This is a genomic window from Pseudoduganella sp. S-14, from assembly GCF_049913285.1.
GTDB lineage: Bacteria > Pseudomonadota > Gammaproteobacteria > Burkholderiales > Burkholderiaceae_D > Rugamonas.
Genome location: NZ_CP183991.1, coordinates 658,665 through 681,360 on the forward strand (window position 1 = coordinate 658,665; position 22,696 = coordinate 681,360).

The 22,696-nt window shown below is 61.8% G+C and carries 29 protein-coding genes and 1 tRNA gene; 12 read left to right on the forward strand and 18 right to left on the reverse strand.

The genetic code is table 11. From position 1 onward, the window contains the following. The first annotated feature begins 41 nt into the window (after positions 1 to 41). Together ACN9MZ_RS03020 and ACN9MZ_RS03025 are read left to right on the forward strand one after the other, a co-directional pair. A complete protein-coding gene (locus ACN9MZ_RS03020) occupies positions 42 to 1,058 on the forward strand; it encodes a sensor histidine kinase (RefSeq protein ID WP_426340846.1) in 1,017 nt (338 codons plus the stop codon). After that, on the forward strand, positions 1,055 to 1,813 hold the full coding sequence (locus ACN9MZ_RS03025) for a LytR/AlgR family response regulator transcription factor (RefSeq protein ID WP_426340847.1): 759 nt from the start codon (positions 1,055 to 1,057) through the stop codon (positions 1,811 to 1,813). The genes ACN9MZ_RS03020 and ACN9MZ_RS03025 overlap by 4 nt, the downstream gene beginning before the upstream one ends. Here ACN9MZ_RS03025 and ACN9MZ_RS03030 read toward each other — a convergent pair. From ACN9MZ_RS03030 to mscL, 4 genes are read right to left on the reverse strand one after another with little or no spacing between them, the layout of a single operon-like run. After that, complete coding sequence (locus ACN9MZ_RS03030) at positions 1,810 to 2,886, reverse strand: tartrate dehydrogenase (RefSeq protein WP_426340848.1); 1,077 nt, start codon at positions 2,884 to 2,886, stop codon at positions 1,810 to 1,812. The genes ACN9MZ_RS03025 and ACN9MZ_RS03030 overlap by 4 nt on opposite strands. After that, positions 2,883 to 3,578: a DUF2461 domain-containing protein gene (locus tag ACN9MZ_RS03035; RefSeq protein ID WP_426167421.1), complete on the reverse strand. Its 696-nt coding sequence runs from the start codon at positions 3,576 to 3,578 to the stop codon at positions 2,883 to 2,885. Before ACN9MZ_RS03035 ends, ACN9MZ_RS03030 begins: the two co-directional genes overlap by 4 nt. A gap of 1 nt (position 3,579) precedes the next feature. Continuing rightward, positions 3,580 to 4,713, reverse strand: a complete 1,134-nt coding sequence (locus ACN9MZ_RS03040) for a Do family serine endopeptidase (RefSeq protein ID WP_426340849.1) — start codon at positions 4,711 to 4,713, stop codon at positions 3,580 to 3,582. A 31-nt stretch (positions 4,714 to 4,744) separates the two neighbouring features. After that, on the reverse strand, positions 4,745 to 5,170 hold the full coding sequence (gene mscL, locus ACN9MZ_RS03045) for a large conductance mechanosensitive channel protein MscL (protein ID WP_426340850.1): 426 nt from the start codon (positions 5,168 to 5,170) through the stop codon (positions 4,745 to 4,747). A gap of 200 nt (positions 5,171 to 5,370) precedes the next feature. Here mscL and petA point away from each other — a divergent pair, with 200 nt between their 5' ends. From petA to ACN9MZ_RS03090, 9 genes are all read left to right on the forward strand, one after another. After that, on the forward strand, positions 5,371 to 5,979 hold the full coding sequence (gene petA / locus ACN9MZ_RS03050) for a ubiquinol-cytochrome c reductase iron-sulfur subunit (RefSeq protein ID WP_426340851.1): 609 nt from the start codon (positions 5,371 to 5,373) through the stop codon (positions 5,977 to 5,979). A 3-nt stretch (positions 5,980 to 5,982) separates the two neighbouring features. After that, positions 5,983 to 7,395: a cytochrome b gene (locus ACN9MZ_RS03055; protein ID WP_426340852.1), complete on the forward strand. Its 1,413-nt coding sequence runs from the start codon at positions 5,983 to 5,985 to the stop codon at positions 7,393 to 7,395. Positions 7,396 to 7,430: 35 nt separating this feature from the next. Beyond that, the gene (locus tag ACN9MZ_RS03060) at positions 7,431 to 8,195 is read left to right on the forward strand and encodes a cytochrome c1 (protein WP_426340853.1); all 765 of its coding nucleotides are present in this window, start codon (positions 7,431 to 7,433) and stop codon (positions 8,193 to 8,195) included. Between the two features lie 112 nt (positions 8,196 to 8,307). After that, positions 8,308 to 8,919 carry a glutathione S-transferase N-terminal domain-containing protein gene (locus tag ACN9MZ_RS03065; RefSeq protein ID WP_090436157.1) on the forward strand — a complete coding sequence of 204 codons (612 nt, stop codon included), beginning with the start codon at positions 8,308 to 8,310 and terminating at the stop codon, positions 8,917 to 8,919. 60 nt (positions 8,920 to 8,979) lie between these two features. Continuing rightward, positions 8,980 to 9,465: a ClpXP protease specificity-enhancing factor gene (locus ACN9MZ_RS03070; RefSeq protein WP_426340854.1), complete on the forward strand. Its 486-nt coding sequence runs from the start codon at positions 8,980 to 8,982 to the stop codon at positions 9,463 to 9,465. Positions 9,466 to 9,491: 26 nt separating this feature from the next. After that, a tRNA-Thr gene (locus ACN9MZ_RS03075) sits at positions 9,492 to 9,567 on the forward strand. A gap of 311 nt (positions 9,568 to 9,878) precedes the next feature. Further along, positions 9,879 to 10,142 (forward strand): helix-turn-helix domain-containing protein, encoded by a 264-nt coding sequence (locus tag ACN9MZ_RS03080; protein ID WP_426340855.1) that lies wholly within the window; start codon positions 9,879 to 9,881, stop codon positions 10,140 to 10,142. 2 nt (positions 10,143 to 10,144) lie between these two features. Then, on the forward strand, positions 10,145 to 11,491 hold the full coding sequence (locus ACN9MZ_RS03085; protein ID WP_426340856.1) for a type II toxin-antitoxin system HipA family toxin: 1,347 nt from the start codon (positions 10,145 to 10,147) through the stop codon (positions 11,489 to 11,491). A gap of 129 nt (positions 11,492 to 11,620) precedes the next feature. Further along, positions 11,621 to 12,235: an OmpA family protein gene (locus tag ACN9MZ_RS03090; protein WP_426340857.1), complete on the forward strand. Its 615-nt coding sequence runs from the start codon at positions 11,621 to 11,623 to the stop codon at positions 12,233 to 12,235. On the opposite strand, the gene ACN9MZ_RS03095 is transcribed toward ACN9MZ_RS03090, so the two are convergent. The 8 genes from ACN9MZ_RS03095 to ACN9MZ_RS03130 all read right to left on the reverse strand — a co-directional run bounded on the left by ACN9MZ_RS03095 (position 12,223) and on the right by ACN9MZ_RS03130 (position 17,577). Beyond that, positions 12,223 to 12,723 (reverse strand): DoxX family protein, encoded by a 501-nt coding sequence (locus ACN9MZ_RS03095; protein WP_426340858.1) that lies wholly within the window; start codon positions 12,721 to 12,723, stop codon positions 12,223 to 12,225. The genes ACN9MZ_RS03090 and ACN9MZ_RS03095 overlap by 13 nt on opposite strands. A gap of 23 nt (positions 12,724 to 12,746) precedes the next feature. Next, on the reverse strand, positions 12,747 to 13,313 hold the full coding sequence (locus ACN9MZ_RS03100; RefSeq protein WP_426340859.1) for a hypothetical protein: 567 nt from the start codon (positions 13,311 to 13,313) through the stop codon (positions 12,747 to 12,749). Further along, on the reverse strand, positions 13,306 to 14,046 hold the full coding sequence (locus tag ACN9MZ_RS03105; RefSeq protein WP_426340860.1) for a putative DNA-binding domain-containing protein: 741 nt from the start codon (positions 14,044 to 14,046) through the stop codon (positions 13,306 to 13,308). The genes ACN9MZ_RS03100 and ACN9MZ_RS03105 overlap by 8 nt, the downstream gene beginning before the upstream one ends. Then, positions 14,043 to 14,861 (reverse strand): DUF692 domain-containing protein, encoded by an 819-nt coding sequence (locus tag ACN9MZ_RS03110; RefSeq protein ID WP_426340861.1) that lies wholly within the window; start codon positions 14,859 to 14,861, stop codon positions 14,043 to 14,045. Before ACN9MZ_RS03110 ends, ACN9MZ_RS03105 begins: the two co-directional genes overlap by 4 nt. 19 nt (positions 14,862 to 14,880) lie before the next feature. After that, entirely contained in the window at positions 14,881 to 15,150 is a 270-nt protein-coding gene (locus ACN9MZ_RS03115; protein ID WP_057266020.1) for a hypothetical protein, read from the reverse strand. 28 nt (positions 15,151 to 15,178) lie between these two features. Next, positions 15,179 to 15,940: an alpha/beta fold hydrolase gene (locus ACN9MZ_RS03120; protein ID WP_426340862.1), complete on the reverse strand. Its 762-nt coding sequence runs from the start codon at positions 15,938 to 15,940 to the stop codon at positions 15,179 to 15,181. Further along, entirely contained in the window at positions 15,940 to 16,206 is a 267-nt protein-coding gene (locus ACN9MZ_RS03125; protein ID WP_426340863.1) for a DUF2282 domain-containing protein, read from the reverse strand. The genes ACN9MZ_RS03120 and ACN9MZ_RS03125 overlap by 1 nt, the downstream gene beginning before the upstream one ends. Before the next feature lie 120 nt (positions 16,207 to 16,326). Beyond that, entirely contained in the window at positions 16,327 to 17,577 is a 1,251-nt protein-coding gene (locus ACN9MZ_RS03130; RefSeq protein WP_426340864.1) for a DUF3472 domain-containing protein, read from the reverse strand. Between the two features lie 92 nt (positions 17,578 to 17,669). Between ACN9MZ_RS03130 and ACN9MZ_RS03135 the strand changes: the two genes are divergently transcribed. Further along, on the forward strand, positions 17,670 to 18,038 hold the full coding sequence (locus ACN9MZ_RS03135; RefSeq protein ID WP_426340865.1) for a hypothetical protein: 369 nt from the start codon (positions 17,670 to 17,672) through the stop codon (positions 18,036 to 18,038). Here the strand turns inward: ACN9MZ_RS03135 and ACN9MZ_RS03140 are convergent. The 6 genes from ACN9MZ_RS03140 to ACN9MZ_RS03165 all read right to left on the reverse strand — a co-directional run bounded on the left by ACN9MZ_RS03140 (position 18,035) and on the right by ACN9MZ_RS03165 (position 22,680). After that, on the reverse strand, positions 18,035 to 18,799 hold the full coding sequence (locus ACN9MZ_RS03140) for a hypothetical protein (protein WP_426340866.1): 765 nt from the start codon (positions 18,797 to 18,799) through the stop codon (positions 18,035 to 18,037). The genes ACN9MZ_RS03135 and ACN9MZ_RS03140 overlap by 4 nt on opposite strands. Then, positions 18,796 to 18,987, reverse strand: coding sequence for a hypothetical protein (locus ACN9MZ_RS03145; protein WP_426340867.1), 192 nt, complete (start codon positions 18,985 to 18,987; stop codon positions 18,796 to 18,798). The genes ACN9MZ_RS03140 and ACN9MZ_RS03145 overlap by 4 nt, the downstream gene beginning before the upstream one ends. 107 nt (positions 18,988 to 19,094) lie before the next feature. After that, a complete protein-coding gene (locus ACN9MZ_RS03150; RefSeq protein WP_426340868.1) occupies positions 19,095 to 20,363 on the reverse strand; it encodes a protoporphyrinogen/coproporphyrinogen oxidase in 1,269 nt (422 codons plus the stop codon). Between the two features lie 12 nt (positions 20,364 to 20,375). Next, positions 20,376 to 20,894 carry a thioesterase family protein gene (locus ACN9MZ_RS03155; RefSeq protein ID WP_426340869.1) on the reverse strand — a complete coding sequence of 173 codons (519 nt, stop codon included), beginning with the start codon at positions 20,892 to 20,894 and terminating at the stop codon, positions 20,376 to 20,378. Continuing rightward, a complete protein-coding gene (locus tag ACN9MZ_RS03160; RefSeq protein ID WP_426340870.1) occupies positions 20,891 to 21,664 on the reverse strand; it encodes an enoyl-CoA hydratase/isomerase family protein in 774 nt (257 codons plus the stop codon). Before ACN9MZ_RS03160 ends, ACN9MZ_RS03155 begins: the two co-directional genes overlap by 4 nt. Positions 21,665 to 21,750: 86 nt before the next feature. Further along, a complete protein-coding gene (locus tag ACN9MZ_RS03165; RefSeq protein ID WP_426340871.1) occupies positions 21,751 to 22,680 on the reverse strand; it encodes a diiron oxygenase in 930 nt (309 codons plus the stop codon). Positions 22,681 to 22,696: the final 16 nt, after the last annotated feature.

Here is a 22,696-nt window from a genome sequence, read left to right on the forward strand (position 1 = left end):
ATCTATGAAAAGGGCCGGTATACTGTCCAGCCATGAGAACCTTGCATTTCCTACGTATCCTCGGCATCTGCGTGCTGGCCTGGAGCGTCGTCTGCCTGACAGGGGCCGCCTCCTCCTATGGCTCGCTGCTGCAGCGCGGCGCCAACCCCTCATATGTCGAGCTGCTGCGCGACTGGGGTAGTGCGCATGCCCTGATGGTGGTGTTCAGCGCCGTGCTGTATATCGTCCTGGAGCGATGGCCGCAGTCGCTGGCCAGTGCGCGTGGGATAGTGCGCACCTATCTGCTGGTGCTGATCCTGTTCCTGCCGTTGGAGTGCCTGTTCGTCTCCCTGCAGCAGGAAAGGAGCTGGTTCGCCATCTTCCTCGAGCTGACCTGGACTACGTTCACCTTCGTTACCGTGGCCGGCATCCGCATCTGGCAGATCCAGCGGGCGCGCGAGACCGACAACCTGACCCTGCGCCTGGAGTTGGAGCAGCAGCGCCTGGCCGCCCTGCGCGGGCAACTGGAGCCGCACTTCCTGTTCAACGCCCTGAACGCCGTCAGCGCGCTGGTGCGCATGGACGATAAAGGCGCAACCCTGAGCGCCATCAGCCGTCTGAGCGGCCTGCTGCGCTACGCCCAGGCGGCAAGCTCGCGCGACTGGGTCACGCTGGCGGAAGAATTGCAGTTCGTGCGCGATTACCTGGCGCTGCAATCGATGCGCTACGGGGGACGCCTGCGCGTGTCGATCGAAGGCGATAGCGGCGCCGTGCTGGCCGCCGATTGCCCGCCCTTGTTGCTGCAGCCCCTGGTAGAGAATGCGTTGCGGCATGACCTTGATTGCCATGACGGCGAAAGCGATATCGCGCTGCGCTTCGCGGAGCAGGGCGGCATGCTGCATATCCTTATCAGCAATTCGGTGCGCGAGGTAGCGCCCAATCCCGGCATGGGAATGGGCTTGCGCAATATCGAGGCCCGCTTGCGCATTGCGTGTGGCGGCGGGGCCGGCCTGCGCACCGAGCGAGCGGATGGCCGCTTTGTCGCTGAAATCAATATGCCGATGTATTTTGCATCATGAAGATCCGTGCCCTGATCGTCGACGACGAAGAGCCAGGCCGCATCAACCTGCGCTACGGCCTCGCGCCGCATGCGGGCTGGGAACTGGTGGCCGAATGCGCGAGCGCCGCCGCCGCACGGACTGCGCTGGACACTCATTCGGTGGATGTGGTTTTCCTCGATATCCAGATGCCGCAGGAAACCGGCCTGGCACTGGCACGCGAACTGGCCCGGCGCGAAGAACCGCCGCTGGTGATATTCGCCACGGCCTATAACGAGCACGCCATCGAAGCCTTTGAAGTGCATGCGCTGGACTACCTGCTCAAGCCTTTCGACGACCAGCGCCTGGCGCAGGCGCTGGAACGCGCTGCCGCCATGCTGGAGCAACGCCAGCGTGCGGCCTATGCGCGCGCGATGCGTGCCTTCGCCGAGCCGACGGCGCAGGCATACCTGCAGCAGCTGAACGTGCGCTCGGTCGGGCGCATCGAATGCGTGCAGGTGGCGGAAGTGCTGTGGATCGAAGCGGCGGGCAATTACGTCGAACTGCGCCTGCCGCAACGGCGCGTGCTGCACCGGGTGCCGCTGGCGCGGCTGGAGCAGCACCTGGACCCGGCCAATTTCCTGCGCGTGCACCGGCGTGCGCTGGTGCGGGTAGGCGAGGTGGCGTCGCTGGAGCGCGATGCCGAGGGCGCCAGCGAACTGGTCCTGCGCTGCGGCGACCGCGTGCCGGTCAGCGAACGCTACCTGCCGGCTGTGAAGGCCTTGCTGGGCGCTTAAACCAGGGCGGCGATAGCCGCGCCCATCTCGTTGGTGGAGGCGCTGCCGCCCATGTCCGGCGTGCGCGGCCCCTGCACCAGCACGGTTTCGATCGCACGCATGATTGCGTCATGCGCCTGCGTGTAGCAGGCGTCGCCGTTGCCGAGGAAATCCAGCATCATGGCCCCCGACCAGATCATGGCGACCGGGTTGGCGATGTTCTTGCCGTAGATGTCCGGCGCCGAGCCGTGCACCGGTTCAAACAGCGAGGGCAGGGTGCGTTCCGGGTTCAGGTTGGCCGACGGTGCGATGCCGATGGTGCCGGCGCAGGCAGGGCCAAGGTCGCTCAGGATGTCGCCAAACAGGTTGGATGCCACCACCACGTCGAAACGCTCGGGACTCAGCACGAAACGCGCCGCGAGGATATCGACGTGGTACTGGTCCCAGCGCACGTCCGGGTAGTTGGCCGACATGGCTTTCACCCGCTCGTCCCAGTACGGCATGCTGATGGCAATGCCGTTCGACTTGGTGGCGGAAGTCAGGTGCTTCTTTGGGCGCGACTGCGCCAGGTCGAAAGCAAATTGCAGGATGCGGTCGACGCCCTTGCGGGTGAACACGGCTTCCTGCAGCACGACTTCGCGCTCGGTATTCTCGAACAGGCGGCCGCCGACGGAGGAATATTCGCCCTCTGTGTTTTCACGCACCACATAGAAGTCGATATCGCCCGGCTTCTTGCCAGCCAGCGGGCAGGGCACGCCGGGCATCAGGCGCACCGGGCGCAGGTTCACATACTGGTCGAACTCGCGGCGGAACTTGATCAGGGAGCCCCACAGGGAAATATGGTCAGGCACCGCGTCCGGCCAGCCGACCGCGCCGAAGTAAATCGCATCGAAGCCTTTCAGCTGGTCGAACCAATCGACGGGCATCATCTGGCCGTGCTGCATGTAATAGTCGCAGTTGGCCCATTCGAAGGTGGTGAATTCCAGCGGCAGGCCAAACCTGGCTGCAGCGGCCTGCAAGGTGCGCAATCCTTCCGGCATCACCTCCTTGCCGATGCCGTCGCCGGCGATGACTGCGATGCGATGGGTGCTCATGCTGCGTCGGCCTCTTCTTCGACAGGGGCGGATCGCATCCACTGCACCAGCGGCCAGGCATCCTTGAAAGCGCCCACGATCATGCCCAGCAGCTCGTCGGGCTTATTCAGCGGCAGCTTCACTTCCTGGTAGACGAAGAAGCTTTTCAGCTTGATGAACTCGATGTGCTCGTGCTCCGGATCGAAACCTTTCGGCGGCCGTTGCAGCTTGTGTTCTTCGGTGATCGAACCATAGCGCGCCTTCAGCGCCTTGTTGGCCAGCGCTTTCTTGAAGCCCTTGGCATCATTGACCATGTGGTTGCGCAGGGCCTTCAGACGGTGCGGCGGCGGAATGTATTCGCCGGCGCCGATGCCCAGCACGCCGTCAGGGCTGATCTGGAAATACCAGGTCGGGCCGCCCGCCATGCTGGGGCGGCGCATGTCGTTCGGCGCAATGGCGGCCGAGAAGTGCGTCTTGTACGGGCTCTTGTCGTGGGCGAAGCGCACGTCGCGGTTAATGCGGAACATGGCTTTCTTCGGGTTGCAGAACTTGACTTGGGCATCGAACTTGCCCAGCTCCGCGATCACCTGGGTCACCAGCTCCAGGAATTCCTCGCGCAGGATGTCGTAGCGCGGCTTGTTCATCACAAACCACGGGCGGTTGTTGTTGTCGGACAGTTCCGTCAGGTAGCGGGTCAGGTCGCGCAGGTGCATATTATTTTTTGGCTGGGGGGCGTTTGCCCACGGTGAGTTGGAGTTCGCTTTCGCGGCTCTTGCGCAGGATGCGCATGGTCGACTGGCCGCCGGGCGAGAGCTGGGCGATCAGGTTCAGCATTTCATTAGTGTCCTTGACAGGCTTGCCGTCGACGGACAGCAGGATGTCGCCCGGCTTCATGCCGGCCTTGTCGGCCGGGCCGTTGCGCACCACGCCGGCGATGATGGCGCCCGAATCGCGCGCCAGGCCGAAGCTGTGCGCCAGTTCCGGCGTGATTTCCTGCGATTCGACGCCGATCCAGCCGCGCACCACATGGCCGTCCTTGATGATGGCGTCCAGCACATTGCGCGCCGTGCTGACCGGAATCGCGAAACCGATGCCGACCGAGCCGCCGGTCTGGGAATAGATGGCCGAGTTGATCCCCAGCAGGTTGCCCTGAGTATCGATCAGGGCGCCGCCCGAGTTGCCGAAGTTGATGGCGGCATCGGTCTGGATGAAGTTTTCGAAATGGTTGATGTGCAGGTTGTTGCGGCCCAGGGCGGAAATGATGCCCATGGTGACGGTCTGGCCGACCCCGAATGGGTTGCCGATGGCCAGCACCACGTCGCCCACCTTGGCCTGTTCGACCTGGCCGAGAGTGACCACCGGCAGCTTGTCCAGCTCGATGCGCACCACGGCCAGGTCGGTTTCGGGGTCGGTGCCGACCATCTTGGCGGCAGCCTTGCGGCCGTCCGGCAGCACGACCTGGATCTCGTCGGCCGCTTCCACCACGTGGTAGTTGGTCAGGATATAGCCCTGCGGGCTGACGATGACGCCGGAACCGAGGCTGTTCTGGTCATCTTCCTCGTCACGGTCGCCGAAAAAACGCTTGAAGAAGGGATCGCGCGACAGCGGGTGGCGCTTGCGCACCGCCTTCGTGGTCAGGATATTCACCACGGCCGGCATGGCGCGGCTGGCGGCGGCCCGGTACGACCCCGGGGAGGGCGGGGCGCTGGCGTCCGCCAGGATTGCCGTGCGCGCGGCGGTCGGCACGGGCTTGGGGAGCACGGCTGGCCGCTGCACGGCCGTGTATACAAAGTACAGTGCCAAAGCGATGGTCACCGTTTGTGCAAACAATAACCAGAGTCTTCGCATGGCGGTATTGCTACAAAATGGGAGTTAACTCCTATTTTCGCAAAGAATCGCGAATTTCGCGCAGCAGCACGATATCTTCTGAAGGTGGTGCAGGTTCTGCCGGTGCGGCGGCCGGCGCTTCGGCGCGGCGCAGCTTGGCCACCAGGCGTACCATCTGGAAGATCACGAAGGCCAGGATGATGAAGTTCAGCAAGATGGTGAAGAAATTGCCATAGGCGATGACAGCGCCCAGCTTTTTCGCTTCAGCCAGGGCCAGATTGGGTGCCTGGCCGTTGAGAGGAAGGTAATAATTCGCGAAGTCGAGGCCGCCCAACAGCATCCCGATCGGCGGCATGATGACGTCGGCGACCAGGGAATCGACGATTTTGCCGAAGGCGGCACCGATGATGACACCGACTGCCAGGTCGACGACATTGCCTTTCATTGCAAATTCTTTAAATTCTTGCATCATTCCCATAACATATTCCTTCCAAAAATTTATGGATTTGTATCAACTTTGCTGCAAATTCATCGAACACGCAAGAGGCGCAACATTGGGATGGATTAGCTAATTGCAAGGTTTTGCTTTAAATCGCAACTTCACTCCTTTATAATTTAAGGTTGCTAGAAGCTTTGTTAACAATAAAGATTTTGGATTTTTGACTGATTGGGGTTTGTATGAGTAACGAGAAGCAGGTCGATTCGAGCCGTCGCGGTCTACTCGTCGCAACATGTGCGGCAGGTGGCGTGGTCGGTTTGGGTGCAACTGGCGCCCTGGTAAGCACGTTCCAGCCGTCCGAGCGCGCGAAGGCAGCTGGTGCACCGGTGGAAGTGGACATCTCTACGCTGCAGCCGGGCGAAATGAAAACGGTCGAATGGCGCGGCAAGCCAGTCTGGATCCTGAAGCGTACCCCCGAAATGGTGGCAACGCTGGCGAAAGACGAAGCTGAACTGGCCGATCCAAAATCCGAGCGTACCCCCGACGACCTGACGCCGGAATACGCCCGCAATCAGCACCGCTCGATCAAGCCGGACATCCTGGTGGCCGTGGGCATCTGCTCCCACCTCGGCTGCTCCCCATCGTCGAAATTCACCCCGGGCGCCCAGCCTTCGCTGCCGGATAACTGGCTCGGCGGCTTCCTGTGCCCATGCCACGGCTCGACCTTCGACCTGGCCGGCCGTGTATTCAAGAACAAGCCTGCACCGGACAACCTGCAAGTGCCGCGCCATATGTACCTCGGCGATAGCAAGCTGATCATCGGTAAAGACGAGAAAGGCGAGGCATAATCCATGGCCGCATTCAAGGAAACCAAATTCCCTGCCGACGCACCAGCCGCCAAGAAGCTCATGGGCTGGGTCGACGACCGCTTCCCTGCCACCAAGCTGTGGAACGACCAATGGGGCAAATACTACGCCCCGAAAAACTTCAACTTCTGGTACATCTTCGGTTCCCTGGCCATGCTGGTCCTGGTGCTGCAGATCGTCACCGGTATCTTCCTGACCATGCACTACAAGCCGGACGCTGGCCTGGCTTTCGCATCGGTTGAATACATCATGCGCGAAGTCCCATGGGGCTGGCTGGTGCGGTATATGCACTCGACCGGCGCCTCGGCCTTCTTCATCATTGTGTACCTGCACATGACCCGCGGCCTGATGTACGGCTCCTACCGCAAGCCACGCGAGCTGATCTGGCTGTTCGGTTTCGCCATCTTCCTGTGCCTGATGGCCGAGGCGTTCTTCGGCTACCTGCTGCCATGGGGCCAGATGTCGTACTGGGGCGCCCAGGTGATTGTGAACCTGTTCGGCGCGATCCCGCTGATCGGCCCTGACCTGTCGCTGTGGATTCGTGGCGACTACGTGGTGTCCGACGCGACCCTGAACCGCTTCTTCGCCTTCCACGTGATTGCCATCCCTCTGGTCCTGCTGGGTCTGGTGGCTGCGCACTTGATCGCACTGCACGAAGTCGGTTCGTCCAACCCGGACGGCATCGAAGTGAAAGAAAACCTGGGCCCGGACGGCCACCCAGTGGATTCCATCCCTTCGCACCCGTACTACACCGTGCACGACCTGTTCGGCGTGTCCGTATTCCTGACCATCTTCTCGGCTGTGGTGTTCTTCGCGCCTGAGATGGGTGGCTACTTCCTGGAGTACAACAACTTCCTGCCGGGCGATTCGATGAAGACCCCGCCGCACATTGCGCCAACCTGGTACTTCACCGCCTTCTACTCGGTGCTGCGCGCCACCACCTCGGACTTCCTGTGGGTGCTGATGGTCGGTATCGCTGCCTACACCGCCTTCCTGTGGATGAAGTCCAAGCTGTCGGGCATGCTCAAGATCGCCGTCAGCGTGATCGCGCTGCTGATGATCGTCGGCATGCTGCCTGGCGCGCTGGACGCGAAGTTCTGGGGCGTGGTGTTCTTCGGTGGTTCCGTGGTGATCCTGGCCTTCCTGCCATGGCTGGACCACTCGCCGGTGAAATCGATTCGTTACCGTCCTGACTGGCACAAATATGTGTACGCCGGCCTGGCTGTCGCCTTCGTAGCCCTGGGCTACCTGGGCACCCAGCCGCCAAGCCCAGTCGGCACGATCATCGCTCAGATTGCGACCCTGTACTACTTCAGCTTCTTCCTGCTGATGCCGTGGTGGAGCGCGATGGGTACGTTCAAGAAGGTGCCGGACCGCGTTGTGTTCCACGCGCACTAATCGGACGACCAGAACGCTAAGCAAAGGACTAATAAATGATCTTTTCGAAGAAACTGCTGGCCCTCCTGGCCCTGGTACCAGCGCTGGCCTTCGCCAATGAAGGCGGCTTCCCCCTGGAGAAGGCCCCGGACCGCTCGCACAACATGGCTGCCCTGCAAAATGGCGCCAAGCTGTTCGTGAACTACTGCCTGAACTGCCACAATGCGTCGTCCATGCGCTTCAACCGCCTGCGCGACCTGGGCCTGACCGAAGAGCAGATCAAGAACAACCTGCTGTTCACCGGCGAAAAAGTGGGCGAAATGATGACCACGGCGATGCCGGCCAAGGACGCCAAGGTCTGGTTCGGCACGGTGCCGCCTGACCTGTCCGTGATCGCTCGCGCCAAGGCGACGCCGTCCAACACCGGCAGCGATTACCTGTACACCTACCTGCGTACCTTCTACAAGGACGACACCCGCCCAACCGGCTTTAACAACATGGTGCTGCCGAATGCGGCCATGCCACACGTGCTGTGGGAGCTGCAGGGCGTACAGTCCGCCAAGTTCGAAGAAGTGGAAGATCCACACGAGCACGGCAAGAAGATGCACAAGTTCGTGGGCTTCGAGCAAGTTACGAAGGGCAGCATGAACAAGCTGGAATACGACACCGCCGTGGCCGATATCGTTGGCTACATGGAGTGGATGGCCGAGCCAGCCGCACAGAAGCGCAAGCAGCTGGGCGTATGGGTCCTGATCTTCATGACTATCTTCGCTACCCTGGCATGGCGCCTCAACGCGTCGTACTGGAAAGAAGTCAAATAATTGCGTGCGCCGGATTTCCGGCGCCTGTTTGCGCCGCCAGCCTTGTGCCGGCGGCCCAACTGGGGTGAACCGTTCGCGGTCTCGCCCCCTTTGTTTCTAAGGAACTAGGAAAATGATGGTTCTCTATTCGGGCACTACCTGCCCATTCTCCCAGCGCTGCCGCCTGGTCCTGTTCGAAAAGGGCATGGACTTTGAAGTGCGCGATGTTGACCTGTTCAACAAGCCGGAAGATATTTCGACCATGAACCCGTATGGCCAGGTACCAATCCTGGTCGAGCGCGAATTGATTTTGTACGAGTCGAACATCATCAATGAGTACATCGACGAGCGCTTCCCCCACCCGCAACTGATGCCGGCCGACCCGCTGATGCGCGCCCGTGCCCGCCTGATGCTGTTCAACTTCGAGAAGGAACTGTTCGTGCACGTGCACACGCTGGAAAGCGAGCGCAACAAGACGAACGACAAGAGCCACGACAAGGCCCGCGCAGAAATCCGCGACCGCCTGACCACCCTGGCTCCGCTGTTCCTGAAGAATAAGTACATGCTGGGCGACGAGTTCTCCATGCTGGACGTGGCCGTGGCCCCGCTGCTGTGGCGCCTGGACCACTACGGCATCGAGCTGTCGAAGACCGCAGCGCCGCTGATGAAATACGCCGAGCGTATCTTCTCGCGCCCTGCCTACATCGAAGCGCTGACTCCGTCTGAGAAAGTAATGCGCCGCTAATTGCGGCCCCGGCGGCGCGCGTTTGCTTGCAATGCGCGCGCCGCAACATATAGTTTGAACATGTCAGAAATCTCCACCAAGCCCTATATGCTGCGCGCCATCTACGAATGGTGCACCGATTGCGGCTATACCCCCTACCTGGCAGTCAAGGTCGACGCAGCAACCCAGGTACCGATGGAATACGTCAGGAAGGGCGAGATCGTCCTGAACATCAGCTTCGGCGCCACCTCGGGCCTGAAGATGGACAACGACGCGATCCACTTCCACGCCCGCTTCGGCGGGGTGTCGCGCGAGATCTACGTGCCGGTCAATAACGTGATGGCGATCTACGCCAACGAAAACGGTCAGGGCATGGCATTCGAACCGCTGCTGGGCCAGGTGCCAGCGCCGAAAATGCCTGCACCGGTCGAAGAAGTTGCGCCGGTTCCGACCCTGTCTTCCGTGCCAAGCGCCCCTGCACCGCATAGCGAAGACGACAACGGACCGGACGATGGCGGCGAGCCGCCAAAGAAAGGTGGTCGTCCAACCCTGACTCGTATTAAATAGCGTATAATCGCGGCGAAAGTTTTACAGCCGGCTTAGCTCATCAGGTAGAGCAGTTGATTTGTAATCATCAGGTGGCGGGTTCGAGTCCTGCAGCCGGCACCAATAAAATCAAAGGGTTACAGCTTAAAAGGCTGTAGCCCTTTGTCATTCTGGGCCCATGCGACCGTTGTGCCATTTACGCCTAGCCTACTAGTAGGGACATCGGCCAGCTAACTGTCCGATGTCGGGCCAGCTTCCGCTCCACTGACGCGCTAAGCTTAGCGTCAAGCCCTCCAGATCAAAATTATCTGGAATTCGGCTATATTCGATATATCTGATATTCGAGTATTTTGGATTTATCTGATATTCGGCTATGTTGATTTTATCCGACATTCAGCTAAAATGGTTTTATCTGGATATCGGATACTTCAAATATGTCATTCGCACCGACCGCCCTTCTGCTCCTCACCGCGCCACAACTCGGTCAACTACTCGTATCGACCCGCAAACGGCATAAGCTCACCCAAGCCGCGGTAGCGAGCCGCGTAGGACTGAGCCAAAATCGCATCTCCCATTTGGAAAAAAATCCCGACGAAATCAGCGTCAGGCAGCTGCTCAGCTGGTGCTCTGCACTTGAACTGGAACTGCGACTTGGAGAGAGAGATACTTCAGCTGCAAGCAGCTCGGCGGAGTGGTAATCATGGGGCGCCGCTCGCACAGCCAAACCCTCCATCTCTGGGCCAATGGCGATTACGTCGGACGTTGGACAGTCAAAGCTAACGGGGACTCTGAGCTGGTATATGACGACGCTTGGCGCGCCTCCAAACTTGGGCGCCCAATTTCCCTGTCGTTACCGTTCAACTTACATAACGAGCCGCTCAAAGGAGTCAACGTCTCGAACTATTTCGAGGGCTTGCTACCAGACAGCGACATCATTCGAAAACGTGTAGCGGCCCGGTTTAAGACGGGTTCTCTTGAAGCTTTCGACCTGCTGGCGGCTATCGGCCGGGATTGCGTCGGCGCATTGCAACTCTTGCCTGAGGGCGTTGCCCCCGAAGGAATTGCTAAAGTTAATGGCGTAGTCGTTGATGAGGATGACATCGAGCGGCATCTGCTTGAAGTAATGAATGTAGAGCGGCACGGCGCCCCAGAAGACCCCGATGACGACTTTCGAATTTCGCTGGCTGGAGCGCAAGAAAAACACGCCTTCTTGCGGTGGGATGGTAAATGGATGAAGCCACTTGGCAATACGCCAACAACGCACATCTTCAAGCTCCCGATTGGAATGGTTGGCGGAAAAAAGGCCGACTTCTCCACGTCGGTCGATAACGAGTGGCTATGCCTGCGGCTATTCAAGGAGTACGGGCTCCCCACGGCGAATGCCGAAATTGCGACGTGCGGTTCGCAACGAGTGCTCATCGTCGAACGCTTCGACCGCGTGCTATCGAGAGATGGTAACCAGATGTTCCGGCTTGTCCAAGAGGACTTTTGTCAGGCAACAGGTACCTCTCCGCTATTGAAATACGAAAATGAAGGCGGGCCAGGCCTGAAGCAGATGTTCGCCCTCTTGCAGCAATCACAGCAGGCCGCAGCTGACATGCACACGCTCATGGCCTCCCAACTGCTCTTCTGGATGTTGAGCGCTCCCGATGGTCACGCAAAAAACTTCAGCATTCAACTTCTCGCTGGTGAGGGACGTTTCAAGATGACGCCGATCTACGACGTGATGTCAGCCTACCCCGTGATAGGCCCCGGACCGAACCAGTGGGCGGAACGTCAGCTCAAATTAGCGATGGCGGTACTAGGCAACAACCGGCACTATCTAGCGCATACCATCCAGCGTCGACACTTCAATAGCACCGCGAAGGAGGTCGGCTACGGTGCGAACGCGGAACCGCTGCTGCTCGATTTCATCGCACGTACGCCGGCGGTGGTTGACAAGGTCCGCGGCGAACTGCCTGCAGGATTCTCGGAAAAAGTCGCCGACAAAATTCTGGGTGGTCTTCTCGCAGCCGCGCGCAAGCTCGAATCCATGCCCTCAGCCTGACCCAGGTCCCGACTACCCGTCCGCCTGTCCCGTTGAACGCCAGGGTATCCGTGTCGCCAACGTATCGATTGAAATTCGAAAACGGAGAGCGTCACTGTTGAGCGAGCCGCCGAGTTACTGAGGCACCCGTTGATCGATTGTCGGCACCCGCAAACCGACAAAATCCTCGTGCACGGCAGTGACGTCCTTTGGACGGGAATCGGCGACCAGACCTATATCCAATTTGTTCCCAGCAAACGGCCAGAGCGCGGCTTGTTTCAGACTCAGGCGCCTTTGAGGCCGCGCATTACCACCAAATTCGACACCAAATCGGTTCGGATCATCAGGGCAGAGCCAAGGCTTGATCCGTGTTTCGAGGTCCCGGCAGATGTCTTATTCGACACGCTTAAATCCGATCGTGCCCCTGGTGCGCAGGATCGGATCGCAGAACTTGGCAAGTCCATCTCCGATAACGGCACACCGGCGAAAATATTGGTAAGGGGGCACAGTGATGCGCGCCGGATCGCTGCCCGCGGCCCCGAGCAGATGGATAACCAACTATTATCGGAAAGGCGCGCGGCGGCAGTTGCGCGTGCCCTGAGGGTTGCGATCCCGGATCAACGCGTTGAAATTACCGCGGAGGGAGCCGGCAGTCGCGAACAAAAGATTGACTGTCCAGACAACAAACTGGCGTCAACCTATGAGGCCGATCAATGCAACCGGCCTAATCGCAGGGTGGAGGTGTGCGTCACCTATCGCCGTTGAACTGCTGCGCGTGCCCATAATTGGTCGAGCGAGAATTTGCCCGGGCCTTGGGCGATCAGGGGAAGCAACAGGGCGGCCCAGCTCAGGTGCGTCGGCCAGGCTTGCGGGTAGACGAAGATCTCGATGACGGCAGTCATGGCCAGCAGGCCGAGGGCGGCGAAGCGCGTGAACAGCCCAGCGATCAGCAGCAGCGGCAGGGCGTGTTCGGCGAAGGTAGCCATGGGGGCGGCGATCTCCGGCGGGATCACGGGCAGCATGTACTCGTAGCGGAACAGGTCTATCGTCGAATCCTTCAGCGTGAACCAGCCTTCGACTTTGGTGCGGCCGGAGAGGAAGAAGATGGCTGCGATGCCGAGGCGGGTCGCGAGCAGTAGTACCGATGGGGGCAGCAGGCGCGCGGCAAGTGCGTGGAGCGCTGCGATGCCTCGTGAGATGGTGCCGGGGGAAGGGGCCGCTGCAGCTGGGGATCGGGCGAAGTTCGTGTTCATGGTGGTCTCCTTTTTGTCAGGTATCAGGTGCGCCATTTGCCTTGGCGCGCCAGCGTGATGGCTGCATCGGCAAACTGTTGCGCCGTGGCGCTGGCGGCGAGGCCGATTGTGGGGACAGTCGTTGGCGTGTTGCCTCCATCCGCCAGTACGAGGCCGATGACACGCGTGCGGCGATGACTGGCGGCGGCGCGTGCTGCCTGGGCTCCCTGGCCGACGCCGATGAAGACTGCCTCCGGAATGTGCAGGCTGTCGATGAAGGCAAGCAGGTCTTGGCCAAGGGCGGCGGCGGCGGCGTCGCGCGGTGTTGGCAGCAAGACGAAATAGCCTTGCGCTGCCAACAGCGATGCAATTTCGGTGTAGTTGTCGATGGAATCGCCCGGGCTGCGGGCGAGCACGATAGGGCGGCCGTCGCCAGGACCGGCAGCGTGGTAGCTGAGCGCAGGCTGTGCTGCGGCTACGGCGCGCAGGACTTCGGTGGCGCTGCGGATGGGCAGTGCGGCGCCGGCGAGTGCCGGTGCGAAGGCGAGGCTGGCGGTGCCTGCCAGCCCGGTCAGGGCGGACAGCAGGAACAGGCGGCGGGTTTCATTCATTTTCAACTCCGGTAATGAGTTCACTACCAAGCCAGTCGGCCAACATGGCGCCGGCGCTGGCGATACCTTGTTCTTCGCCAACGCGTTCCACCAGCAGCGCGCACAAGCCGGCGAAGCTGCCGTCACGCTGGAGTTGCGTCAGCGCGTCAAATTCGATGGCGTCCAGTGCTCGCAGGCAGGAAACGAAGCCTTGGCGCCAGACCAGCAGGCCGCCGGGTGCGGGAAGCATTTCGCCTTCCAGGTTGCTGATGCCATCGCGCAGGGCGAACCACAAGTCGGCGGCGTTGGTGGTGGCGATGCGCAGTTGCAGTGTTGGCGCAAGCGTCAGGCTGGCATGCTCCCAGTCGACTGCTGCCAGTGCGTCGGCAGCGACAGGCGCGGCATCGGGCCCGATGAATGCCTGGTCCAGTGCGTGCTCGATCCAGGCCAGTTCGTGCAGGTCGGGATTGTCGGGGAACAGCGCCTGCAGCGTGTCGCAGAAATCGTCGGCATAGGCGTCCAGCGTCCAGGCGTGTGGAGGACGGCGCTTGATGTGCGCTGCGGCAGCGTGCAGGAAGGCATCTTCGCCGATGAAAGCGCGCAGTTGCGCGTAGCTCTCTTCCAGGCAGCCGACAAGCTGCGCGCGGTAGTTGTTCTGGTAGACTGCGCGGCCCGGGCCGGCCGGCACGCCTGCAACGGTCGAGGATGTGGCCAGCATGGCGTGGAAGTCGCTCTGGAGGTTGGCGAGGTTCATGCTGCCTCCCTGCGGGCTGCGAGATGGCGCGCGATATCGAGTTCGGCAAGCAGGTCGGCGAGCGGCGGAATGTCGCCATCGCGTTCGATCATGGTTGCCACGGGGCCGCAGCGTGCGATTGTCTGCTGGTACAGCGACCAAACCGCGTCGTTGACGGCGCTGTCGTGGGTGTCGACCAGCAGGCCCTCGCCCTGGCTATGTCCGGCGAGGTGGATCTGGCACACGCGGTTCATCGGTACGCCGCGGAGGAAATCGAGAGGATCGAAGCCGTGGTTGCTGGCGCTGACGAAGACGTTGTTCACGTCCAGCAGCAATCCGCAGCCGGTGCGCTTGGCCATGGCGGAGATGAATTCCCATTCCGTCATGGTGGATTCGGGATACGTCAGGTAGCTTGATGGATTCTCGACCAGCATGGTGCGCCCCAGCGCTTCCTGCGCCTGGTCGATATTGTTGCAGATGATGTTGAGCGCCTCCTGCGTATAAGGCAGCGGTAGCAGGTCGTGCGAGTTGAAACGGCCGATGCGCGACCAGCTCAGGTGATCAGAGACGAACATCGGTTCGATCTCTTCCACCAGGGTACAAAGGCGGGCCAGGTAGTCCGGCCGCAATCCATCGGCCGAACCAAGCGACATCGACACACCATGCAGCACCACGGGATGCTTCTCCCTTACGCGGCGCAGGATATCGCGCGGCTGGCCGCCGGCGACCATGAAGTTCTCCGAGATCACTTCGACGAAATCCACGTCGACGTCGCCTTCGAGGAAATCGCGGTAGTGTTCGCGGCGCAGGCCGAGGCCAAAGCGATGGGTGTGCATGGTGTGCCTCCGTCAGGGCTTACTTGGCTTCGGTCAGGGAGCCGCCCAGTGCCTTGCACTCGGTCGGCGTTTTCACCAGCACGCCCTGGCCCTTGCACTGGTTCAGGCCTTTGCAGTCGTTCTTGGCGGTGGCGCACAGGCTGGTGCCCTTGCAGGTGTTGATGCCGTAGCAGCGGCCCGGTTCTTCCTTCACTTTTTCTGCAGCGAAGGACGGTGCCGACAGGGATGCCAGTGCGATCAGGGCGGCGGCGCCGGCCAGGCCAGCGCGGGTTTTGGTAGCGATGCTCATGATGAATCTCCTTTGGTTAAAGTAGGACTTACAGGACGCTGAGGGCAGCGTCTTCGATGACTTTCGCGACCGCTTCCGGCTGCGAAATTTGTACTGCATGGCTTGCTGCGATTTCAGTGACCGTGGCGCCGGCGCGCTTGTACATCCAGCGCTGCAGTTCCGGGTTGACCAGGCGGTCTTGCGTGGCGACGATGCCGAAGCTTGGCTTTTGGTGCCAGGTGGCGAACCAGCTTGGCGTTCCCATCAGCACATTGCTGACCGGTACTTGCGAGGCCGCCATGAAGTTGACGCGGTTGGGCGTCAGGTCGGCGGCCAGGTCGGCCTGGAAGCGCGCAGTGTCGTAGAACTGAAAGCCTGCGCGGTCCGGCTTGACGCCCTCACCGGCGCCCGGTATCGACGACAACAGCTGCTGCGAGGTTTCGCCGACTTCCGGCATCAAGGCCGCGACATACACCAGCGCCTTGACCTTGTCGCCGGTGGCGACATTCGACATCACCGCGCCGCCAATGCCGTTGCCGACCACGATCACGTTGCCGAACTGCTGGAAAATCGCTTTGCGGACGATGGCAATGTCGTCGTCGAGCGAGGTATGGGGCAGTTGGGCCACGGTGACGTTGAAGCCTTTCAAACGCAGTGTGTCGTGCACCACGCGCCAGCTGGAAGCGTCGATGAAGGCGCCCGGCACGATCACAACGTTTTTCGCGGTTGGCTGGGCGGCCGGTGCGGCGGCATGTGCCGCGCCGCCAAGGCCGGCTGCCAGGACGACCACCGATGCAATGGCACGCTTCATCACTTCGCCTTCAGCGAGCCGTAGCCCTTAGGGGTTTTGATGGAGGTACAAGTGCCCTTTTCGACCAGCACCCAGGCATCGCCCTGGTAGTCGACTTTGGCGGTTGCTGCACACGAAGTGCCCGGTCCAGCGGCGCAATCGTTATGGCCGGCTTTCGCCACGCCATAGCATTTTTCCATTTCCTTCTTGGGTTCTGCGGCGTGTGCGGCGGAGGTGCACAATGCGATAGCCAGGGTGGCTGCCAGTCCTGCGTAGGTGGTTTTCATAATCTTGGTCTCCTTGGTTAAGGTGTGACCAGATTAAGGGGGCAGTGTGTATCGCTTTTGTCGAGAGCTCGTGAGAAGTGTATCTGGCATGGCGCCAGATACACTGGGATACAAAAATGTCTACGGCAGGGTGCCCACGTCCACCGTTGGCACCTGTCCGACAGCCGGGCGGGTGAAGTTCTGGTTGATTGGGACGTTCGGGCTGAAAAAGCCGCCGTTACGCAAGTAGAAGCTGCCGTTCTGCAAGCCGCCTGCGTAATCCAAGCGCTGGGCGTCGGCAGCGGTGGCGTCGCCAGTGAAGCGTGCCGTCACCAGTTCGGTCCAGCTACCGCCGGTACTGCGCGCCCACTGGTTGTTGAACTGTACGCTGCGGCCAAGGTAGCCCTTGGTGTCGATGAAGTTCTCCAGGAAGGAATACACGCCGGCGTGGTAGGTCGTGGTGGCTGGGCGCTTCCAGGTGGCGATGAAGCGCCAGGCGTTGGTTTCCGGCGCATGGAACCAGGCGGAGAAGTCGGTGCCGCCCGCGCCGTCCGGCAGAACGCGTGTGATGAAGCGGTAGGTCTGGCCGGCCATCCAGTTGTACTGCAGGTAGGACTGGCCGCCGGTGCCTTCGCCGCCGAACGAGTTGTCGACCACGTTCGGACCCTTGCGCACCAGCGTGGTCTTGGCGCCGTTGTCGGCATCCCAGACCGAGAACAGAACGCGGCGTTCGGCCGGCGAATTGACCTGGATGCCGAAATAGCCGCCATTGAATCCGTTCGCCATGAAATAGGAGCCGATCTTGTCTTCTCCTGCTGGTACTGTCACCTCATTGTAGAAATACTCGGTGTTGGCCGGCACCGTGTAGCCGAGGTGGACGGATGGCCCGCGGCGCGACCAGTAGTAATTGGCTGCGTCGTTCGCATAGTTCAGCGCCGTGCCGGTGTTGACGCGCAGTGCCGCAACGTCACCGAAGTAAGAGCCTGACTTGCTGATACCCTGCAGGTCGACGCGCACGTAGCCGGCGGCGGGCACGTAGATGCTGCCGACGGCATAGGTCTTCGTCCTGCCTTTGGTGAGCGTGATGTCAAAAGGCGTGCCATTGGCGGTGACGCGGATCTGGCTGGTTTTGCTGCCCGTCAGCGCGGCATCCAGCGACAGCGTGGCATTGCCTGCGGCGGCCATGTGGAACCAGATGCTGATGACGGTGCTGGCACTGGTCCAGTTGGCGAGGCCGTTGTTGTTGATGATTTCCGTCGCGCCGGAACCGGCGCTGGTGACGAAGCCGTTGCCGGCCAGGGCGACCACGGCGTCTCCATTGGCGACGGGCTGGCCCGCCAATGCCGTCACCGCAGAAAACGCAAGGATTAACAGCGAAATTCTTCGTTTCATCTCCATATCCTTTCAATTTTATTGAAAATCGAAAGGTAAACTACGATGAATCGAAAGTAAGCGCAACTGAAATCGCCGCTACAATGGGCGGCATGAGGCCAGACCTGTCACCCGACCAGCAATGGAAGCTGACGCTGGGGAGCTTTATCCATGAGTTCTCCCGGCTTGAAGCGCACGTATTCATCCTGTGCGCGCGCTGCATCGGTACCGACGACACCCGCAAGCTCACATTCGGCAAGCGGCTTGACCGCATCAAGGCCAGCCTGAAGCAACAATCGCCGCAGTCCAGCGAAGGCATGCTGGCGCTGTTGCGCGAGGCGCGCGGCCTGGCGGAATTTCGCAATGCGCTGCTGCACAACACGTCGTTCCACGGCATGGGCGGCAGCGCGCCGCAAATGGAAGAAGTCGAAGCACGCCTGCAGCAGCTTGAAGTGCTGCTGGACGCGCTGGCGCTGGCTTAGTTGCGCAGGGAGGCAATGGCTTGCTGCACGCGCGCGCTGTCGACGCGCTTGGCCAGCTTGCGGCCTTGTTCGCGCATGCGCTCGAACGCTTCGTCGAGTTCCGCCGCACTGGGCTGCAAGGGCGCCAGCGAACGGGCCAGCTTCGGCAAGAGGCCGCGTTGCAGGAAGCGTTCTCCCATCTGGCTCAATTGCCAGGTTACCGCGCCAAGGCTGAGGAAGAAGGCGATGATGAAACCGGTGTCCATGTTTTCCGGCGCCTGCTGTCGCAGCGCGGCAAGCACCAGGGCGCAAAACGCGAATGCGCCGCTGATCGTCCACCACACTTCGCGGTCGAGGCGCGTGGTCGCTTCGAACTCGTCGAGTGCGTCGGCCTGCAGGCGTAGCGCCGCATCGAGCTGACGGCGGCGCTCCGTTTCATCAAGCAGCAAGGGCGCTTCGCGCAGGCGCGCAGCAGCGGCCAGTGCATCGGCGTGGCGGATCGACAAATGGGGGTTGGTGGTTTGTTCCAGCTGCACCAGCGGCAGCTGTTCCGCGCTCAACTGCGTGTAGTGTCCGACTTCCATGGGCAGCGCCATGCCGCAATCGCAGCAGGTGCGTTGATATCCGGCCAGCTCGCCTTTGGAAATGGTGAGGTAGTACACGTGCCAGGCCATGCCGATGCGCTGCACGGAGAACGCACGGGCTGCCCGGCATACGGGGCAGAAGTCGGCGACGTAGCCGGCGTGCGTGTAGACCGCCTTCCTGCCCCAGACGAAAATCATGCGTGCTTGTGGTGAGTGGTTGCCTTCGCGGTCCTATGGTGTGCGGAGGTTTTCTTCTTCGCCACATGATGCTTGGTGGAGGTCGAGGCGGTCTTGTGGTGGGTGGTGGTGGCCTTGGCGTGGGTGGTGCTTGCAAAGGCAGGCACGGTCAGGGCGAGGGCCAGGCTGGCAACGATCAGGTGTTTCATGCGTATCTCCGAGGGCGGCAATGGCGTGCCGGGTCGCCCAGCCATTATAGGCCGCGCCTCCGCCGTTTTTCCATAGGCACAAACCGTAAGGGATGCCCTTTGTACCGTCAGCCGAAATGGCGGCGCATCAGGGCCCGCGCCTGCCGTGCGCTGTGCTCGACTGTCTCGAAGTTCAGGGCGCCGCCCGCGTAATAGATGCGGCCCTGGCCCTGCAAGGCATCGATGCGTTCGAAATAGCCGGCTTCCAGGGCAGTGCCGTCGACATGAGGGAAGTAATCCCACTCCTGCTGCAGGACGACGCGCTCCAGCCTTCCCCCTTGGGCGGCAATATCGGCCGCCAGCAGCTCGCGCAACTGGCCGGTGCTGGCCGCGTCCCCGGCCAGTTGCCAGCCCAGGTACATCGGCAGGGCAGGATTGCGGTTGGCCCAGGCATTCATGTGGCCGATGCGTTCGGGGTGTTCGTTCTGGTGCAGGAACAGGAATTCCCCGCCCGGCAGGCCGCTGGCGGCAAAGGCGCTGACCAGGTAGCGGTTGCTGCGCAACTGCGCAAGCAGGGCGGCGGCTTCGCTGCCGGCCGGCAGGAAGCTGGCTGCCGTGTGCAGCGGCGCCGCCACCACCACCGCATCGAAGCTGTGCTGGTCGCGGCCATTGATGGTGAGCTGTACCGGACGGCCTGGCGGGCTGTCAAGCGCTGTCACGGCCGCGCCGAGGCGGACGTCGAGCTCGCGCGCCAGTCCTTCCCACAAGCCCTGGAAGCCCTGCGGGAAGACGTGGAACTTGCCCGGCGCCAGGCCGCCCTGGCCGTCGGGCCGGAACAGCCACGGGATCAGTTTCATGAAATACAGGGCCGGCACGGTTTCGTAATAGCCGTAGCCGAACCCCACCAGGGCGCCGCGTGCAAGTTCGGCCACCGGCGCGAAGCCGTGGCTGGCGGCGAAGCGGTCGAACGGCTGGTGCAGCTCGCGCGGCATGCCGGCCAGGGTATCGTAGCGAACCATGGCATAGCGTTCCAGCGCCGCGCCATAATTGGCGATGGCTTGGCCGATTTCGTCCGCGCTGTAGCGGCTGGCGAGGAAGGACGGGGCATCGTGCCGCCCCCCATGCTCGTCGAGGAAGCGCTGCTCCACCGGGTAGGGCGCGAGCGGAACGCCCAGGCGCTGCGCCAGTCCCAGCACCAGCTCGCACTCGGCGGAGGCGATGACGGCGCCCAGTTCTACCGGGCCGGCAGGCGTCTGCGCGGTGTATACCTTGCCGCCCACGCGCGTGGCCTGTTCGAACACCGTGACTTTCTTGTAGCCCAGCTGGCGCAGGGTGTCCGCGGCGGTCAGCCCCGCCGGGCCGGCGCCGATGACGGCGATGTTTTGTATGGCTTCCATGGGTTCTCCAGTTCAGGCCCGCAACAGGCGATCGGCCTCGATCCACGCCGTGACCGAGCGCGGGAAGACCGGCGAGGCCGGTTCCACGCCCAGTACCGCGCACATTTCATTGCTGCCCACCACGCCGTAGGGGCCGACAATGCCGCCCTTGGTGTGACCGACCGCCATCACGTCTCCGTCGAGCACGAACTCGAAGCGGATATAGGTCCAGCGCTCGTCCCAGCACAGGGCGCAGAAGCGCAGGGTGTAGCGCCGGAACGGCTTGAGCCCGCGCCGGAAGGCGATCATCGAGCCGCCCAGCATCGGGCGCCAGCCGCGCTTGAGGGCCGGTCCCATGAAGCCGGCGCGCGTCATGTATTCGACCAGCGCCAGGTCGATGATGGTCATGTAGCGGCCATTGTTCATATGGCCGTTCAGGTCCAGGTCATTGGGCAGCACGGTAAGCTGCATCTCGATCGTGTCGCCGATCTGGATCGTGGGCTTGAAACAGGCCCGGAGCCAGACCAGCATAAGGCGGAAATACAGGTTCATTGCGCGGCTGCGGCGGCGGGTTGGCGCAGGCGGCTGGCGACGCGGCGCAGCGCCTGCTGGGTTTCCGGCTGCAGGAAGGCGTCGACGAAATCGTCGACCGGCAGCGCATCGACGTCGGCAAACACGTCGCGCAGGTCGCGGCGGGCGATAGCGCGCGTGCTGACCAGGGCTTGCGGCGGCACCGACAGCAGTTCCTGCAGGCGCTCGCGCGTGCGCGCCACCACCTGCGAAGGCTCGGCCAGCTCGTCGACCAGGTTCACTTCCAGCGCCTGCTGCGGCGACAGCAGGCGGCCGAACACCAGCAGCCTTTCGGCCTGCAGGGCTCCCACCACGCGGCGCACCGCGACCTGGAAGCAGTCTGGCAGCGCCACGCCGACCCGCACTTCGTTCAGGCCAACCTGCCAGGGGCCTTGCGCCATGATGCGGTAGTCGCAGAACACGGCCAGCAGGGCGCCGGCCGCCATGCAATGGCCGGTAATGGCGGCGAAAATCGGCTGGCGCGACAACGCCATCTCGGACGCCAGCAGGAACACTTGCTGCCAGTATTCGCGCACGGCTTCGTAGTCGCCGCCGACCAGGGCGGCCACGTCCACGCCGGAGGAAAACACGCCCGGCGCTCCGGACAGGATGATGCCGCGCTGGCCTGTGCGCGCGGCTTCCGCCAGGGCATGGCGCAGGGATTTCAGCACGCCCACGTCAATCAGGTTGACCGGCGGTCGGGCGATGCGCAATTCCGTGATGCCGGAATCGTGGGGAATGATATCGATCATGCTTGCTCCAGTTTCTTCGTGAAACGGCGACAGCTGTCCCTGGCGCGCACTGCGCCATGCAAGCTGCCGCCTGGGGATGATGGGGCTTACTGCTTGATGATGTTGTGCTTCAGGCACCACTCGCGCACGTCGCGGAAGCGGGCGGCATTGAGGCGCTGGTTGTTCGGCGAGTTGCGCACCTCGCGGATCTTGTCTTCGTCGCCCGGCTTGATCGGGAAGTCGAAAGATGCATGCAGGGCGATTTCCGGCATGTAGGTGTATTCGTCCAGCAGGAAGCCGTAGCCCTTCTGGAAGAACTCGCACATCTCGGCCAGCTCCTCCTTGGGCGCGGCTTCGAAGTAGTTCTCGCAGATGGTCTTGGCAAAGGCGATATGGCGCACTTCTTCCAGGTGGTGTTCCTTGAACATCTGGCGCGTCAGCGGGTCGATGCCGTCGGTCTGGGTCTGGAAGATCGAGTTCAGCTCGGCGAACCATTCGATCAGCAGGTTCCAGCAGATGCCGTATACCGGATGCTTGCCGGCCAGCTGTTGCTCGAACAGCGAATAGTTGGGGATGTTTTCCGGATGGCTCCACAGGCGCAGGTTGGCCTTGTCCAGGTAGCGGCGGAACATCAGCGTATGCACGATCTCTTCGCGCGAGAACACCATCAGGTATTCGCGCACATCGTCGCTCAGCACGCCGTGGTATTTGTTGACGTAGCCGACGTACAGCTCGGGCAGGGTCTGTTCCAGCCAGATGAAGTACGACACGTCGCGGCCGGTCTCCAGCCACAGCACTTCATTGCGCTGTTCCTCGGTCAGCATGTCCCAGTAGGGCGTGCCGTAGATCCAGCTCGATTCGGCCACCTTGGGCGGCTTGGAAAAGTCGATGCCTTTTTCCCAGTCGACCACCTGGTCGAGGAACAGCAGCTTGCGGTGCGAGGCGTTGATCAGCGTGCGCACGGTCTTCTGGCGCTTCTCATCGAGCACGATGGGGTTGGTTTTAGGTTGGCTTACTGCGGCAATACTGGCTTCCATACTTAACTCCTGTTAT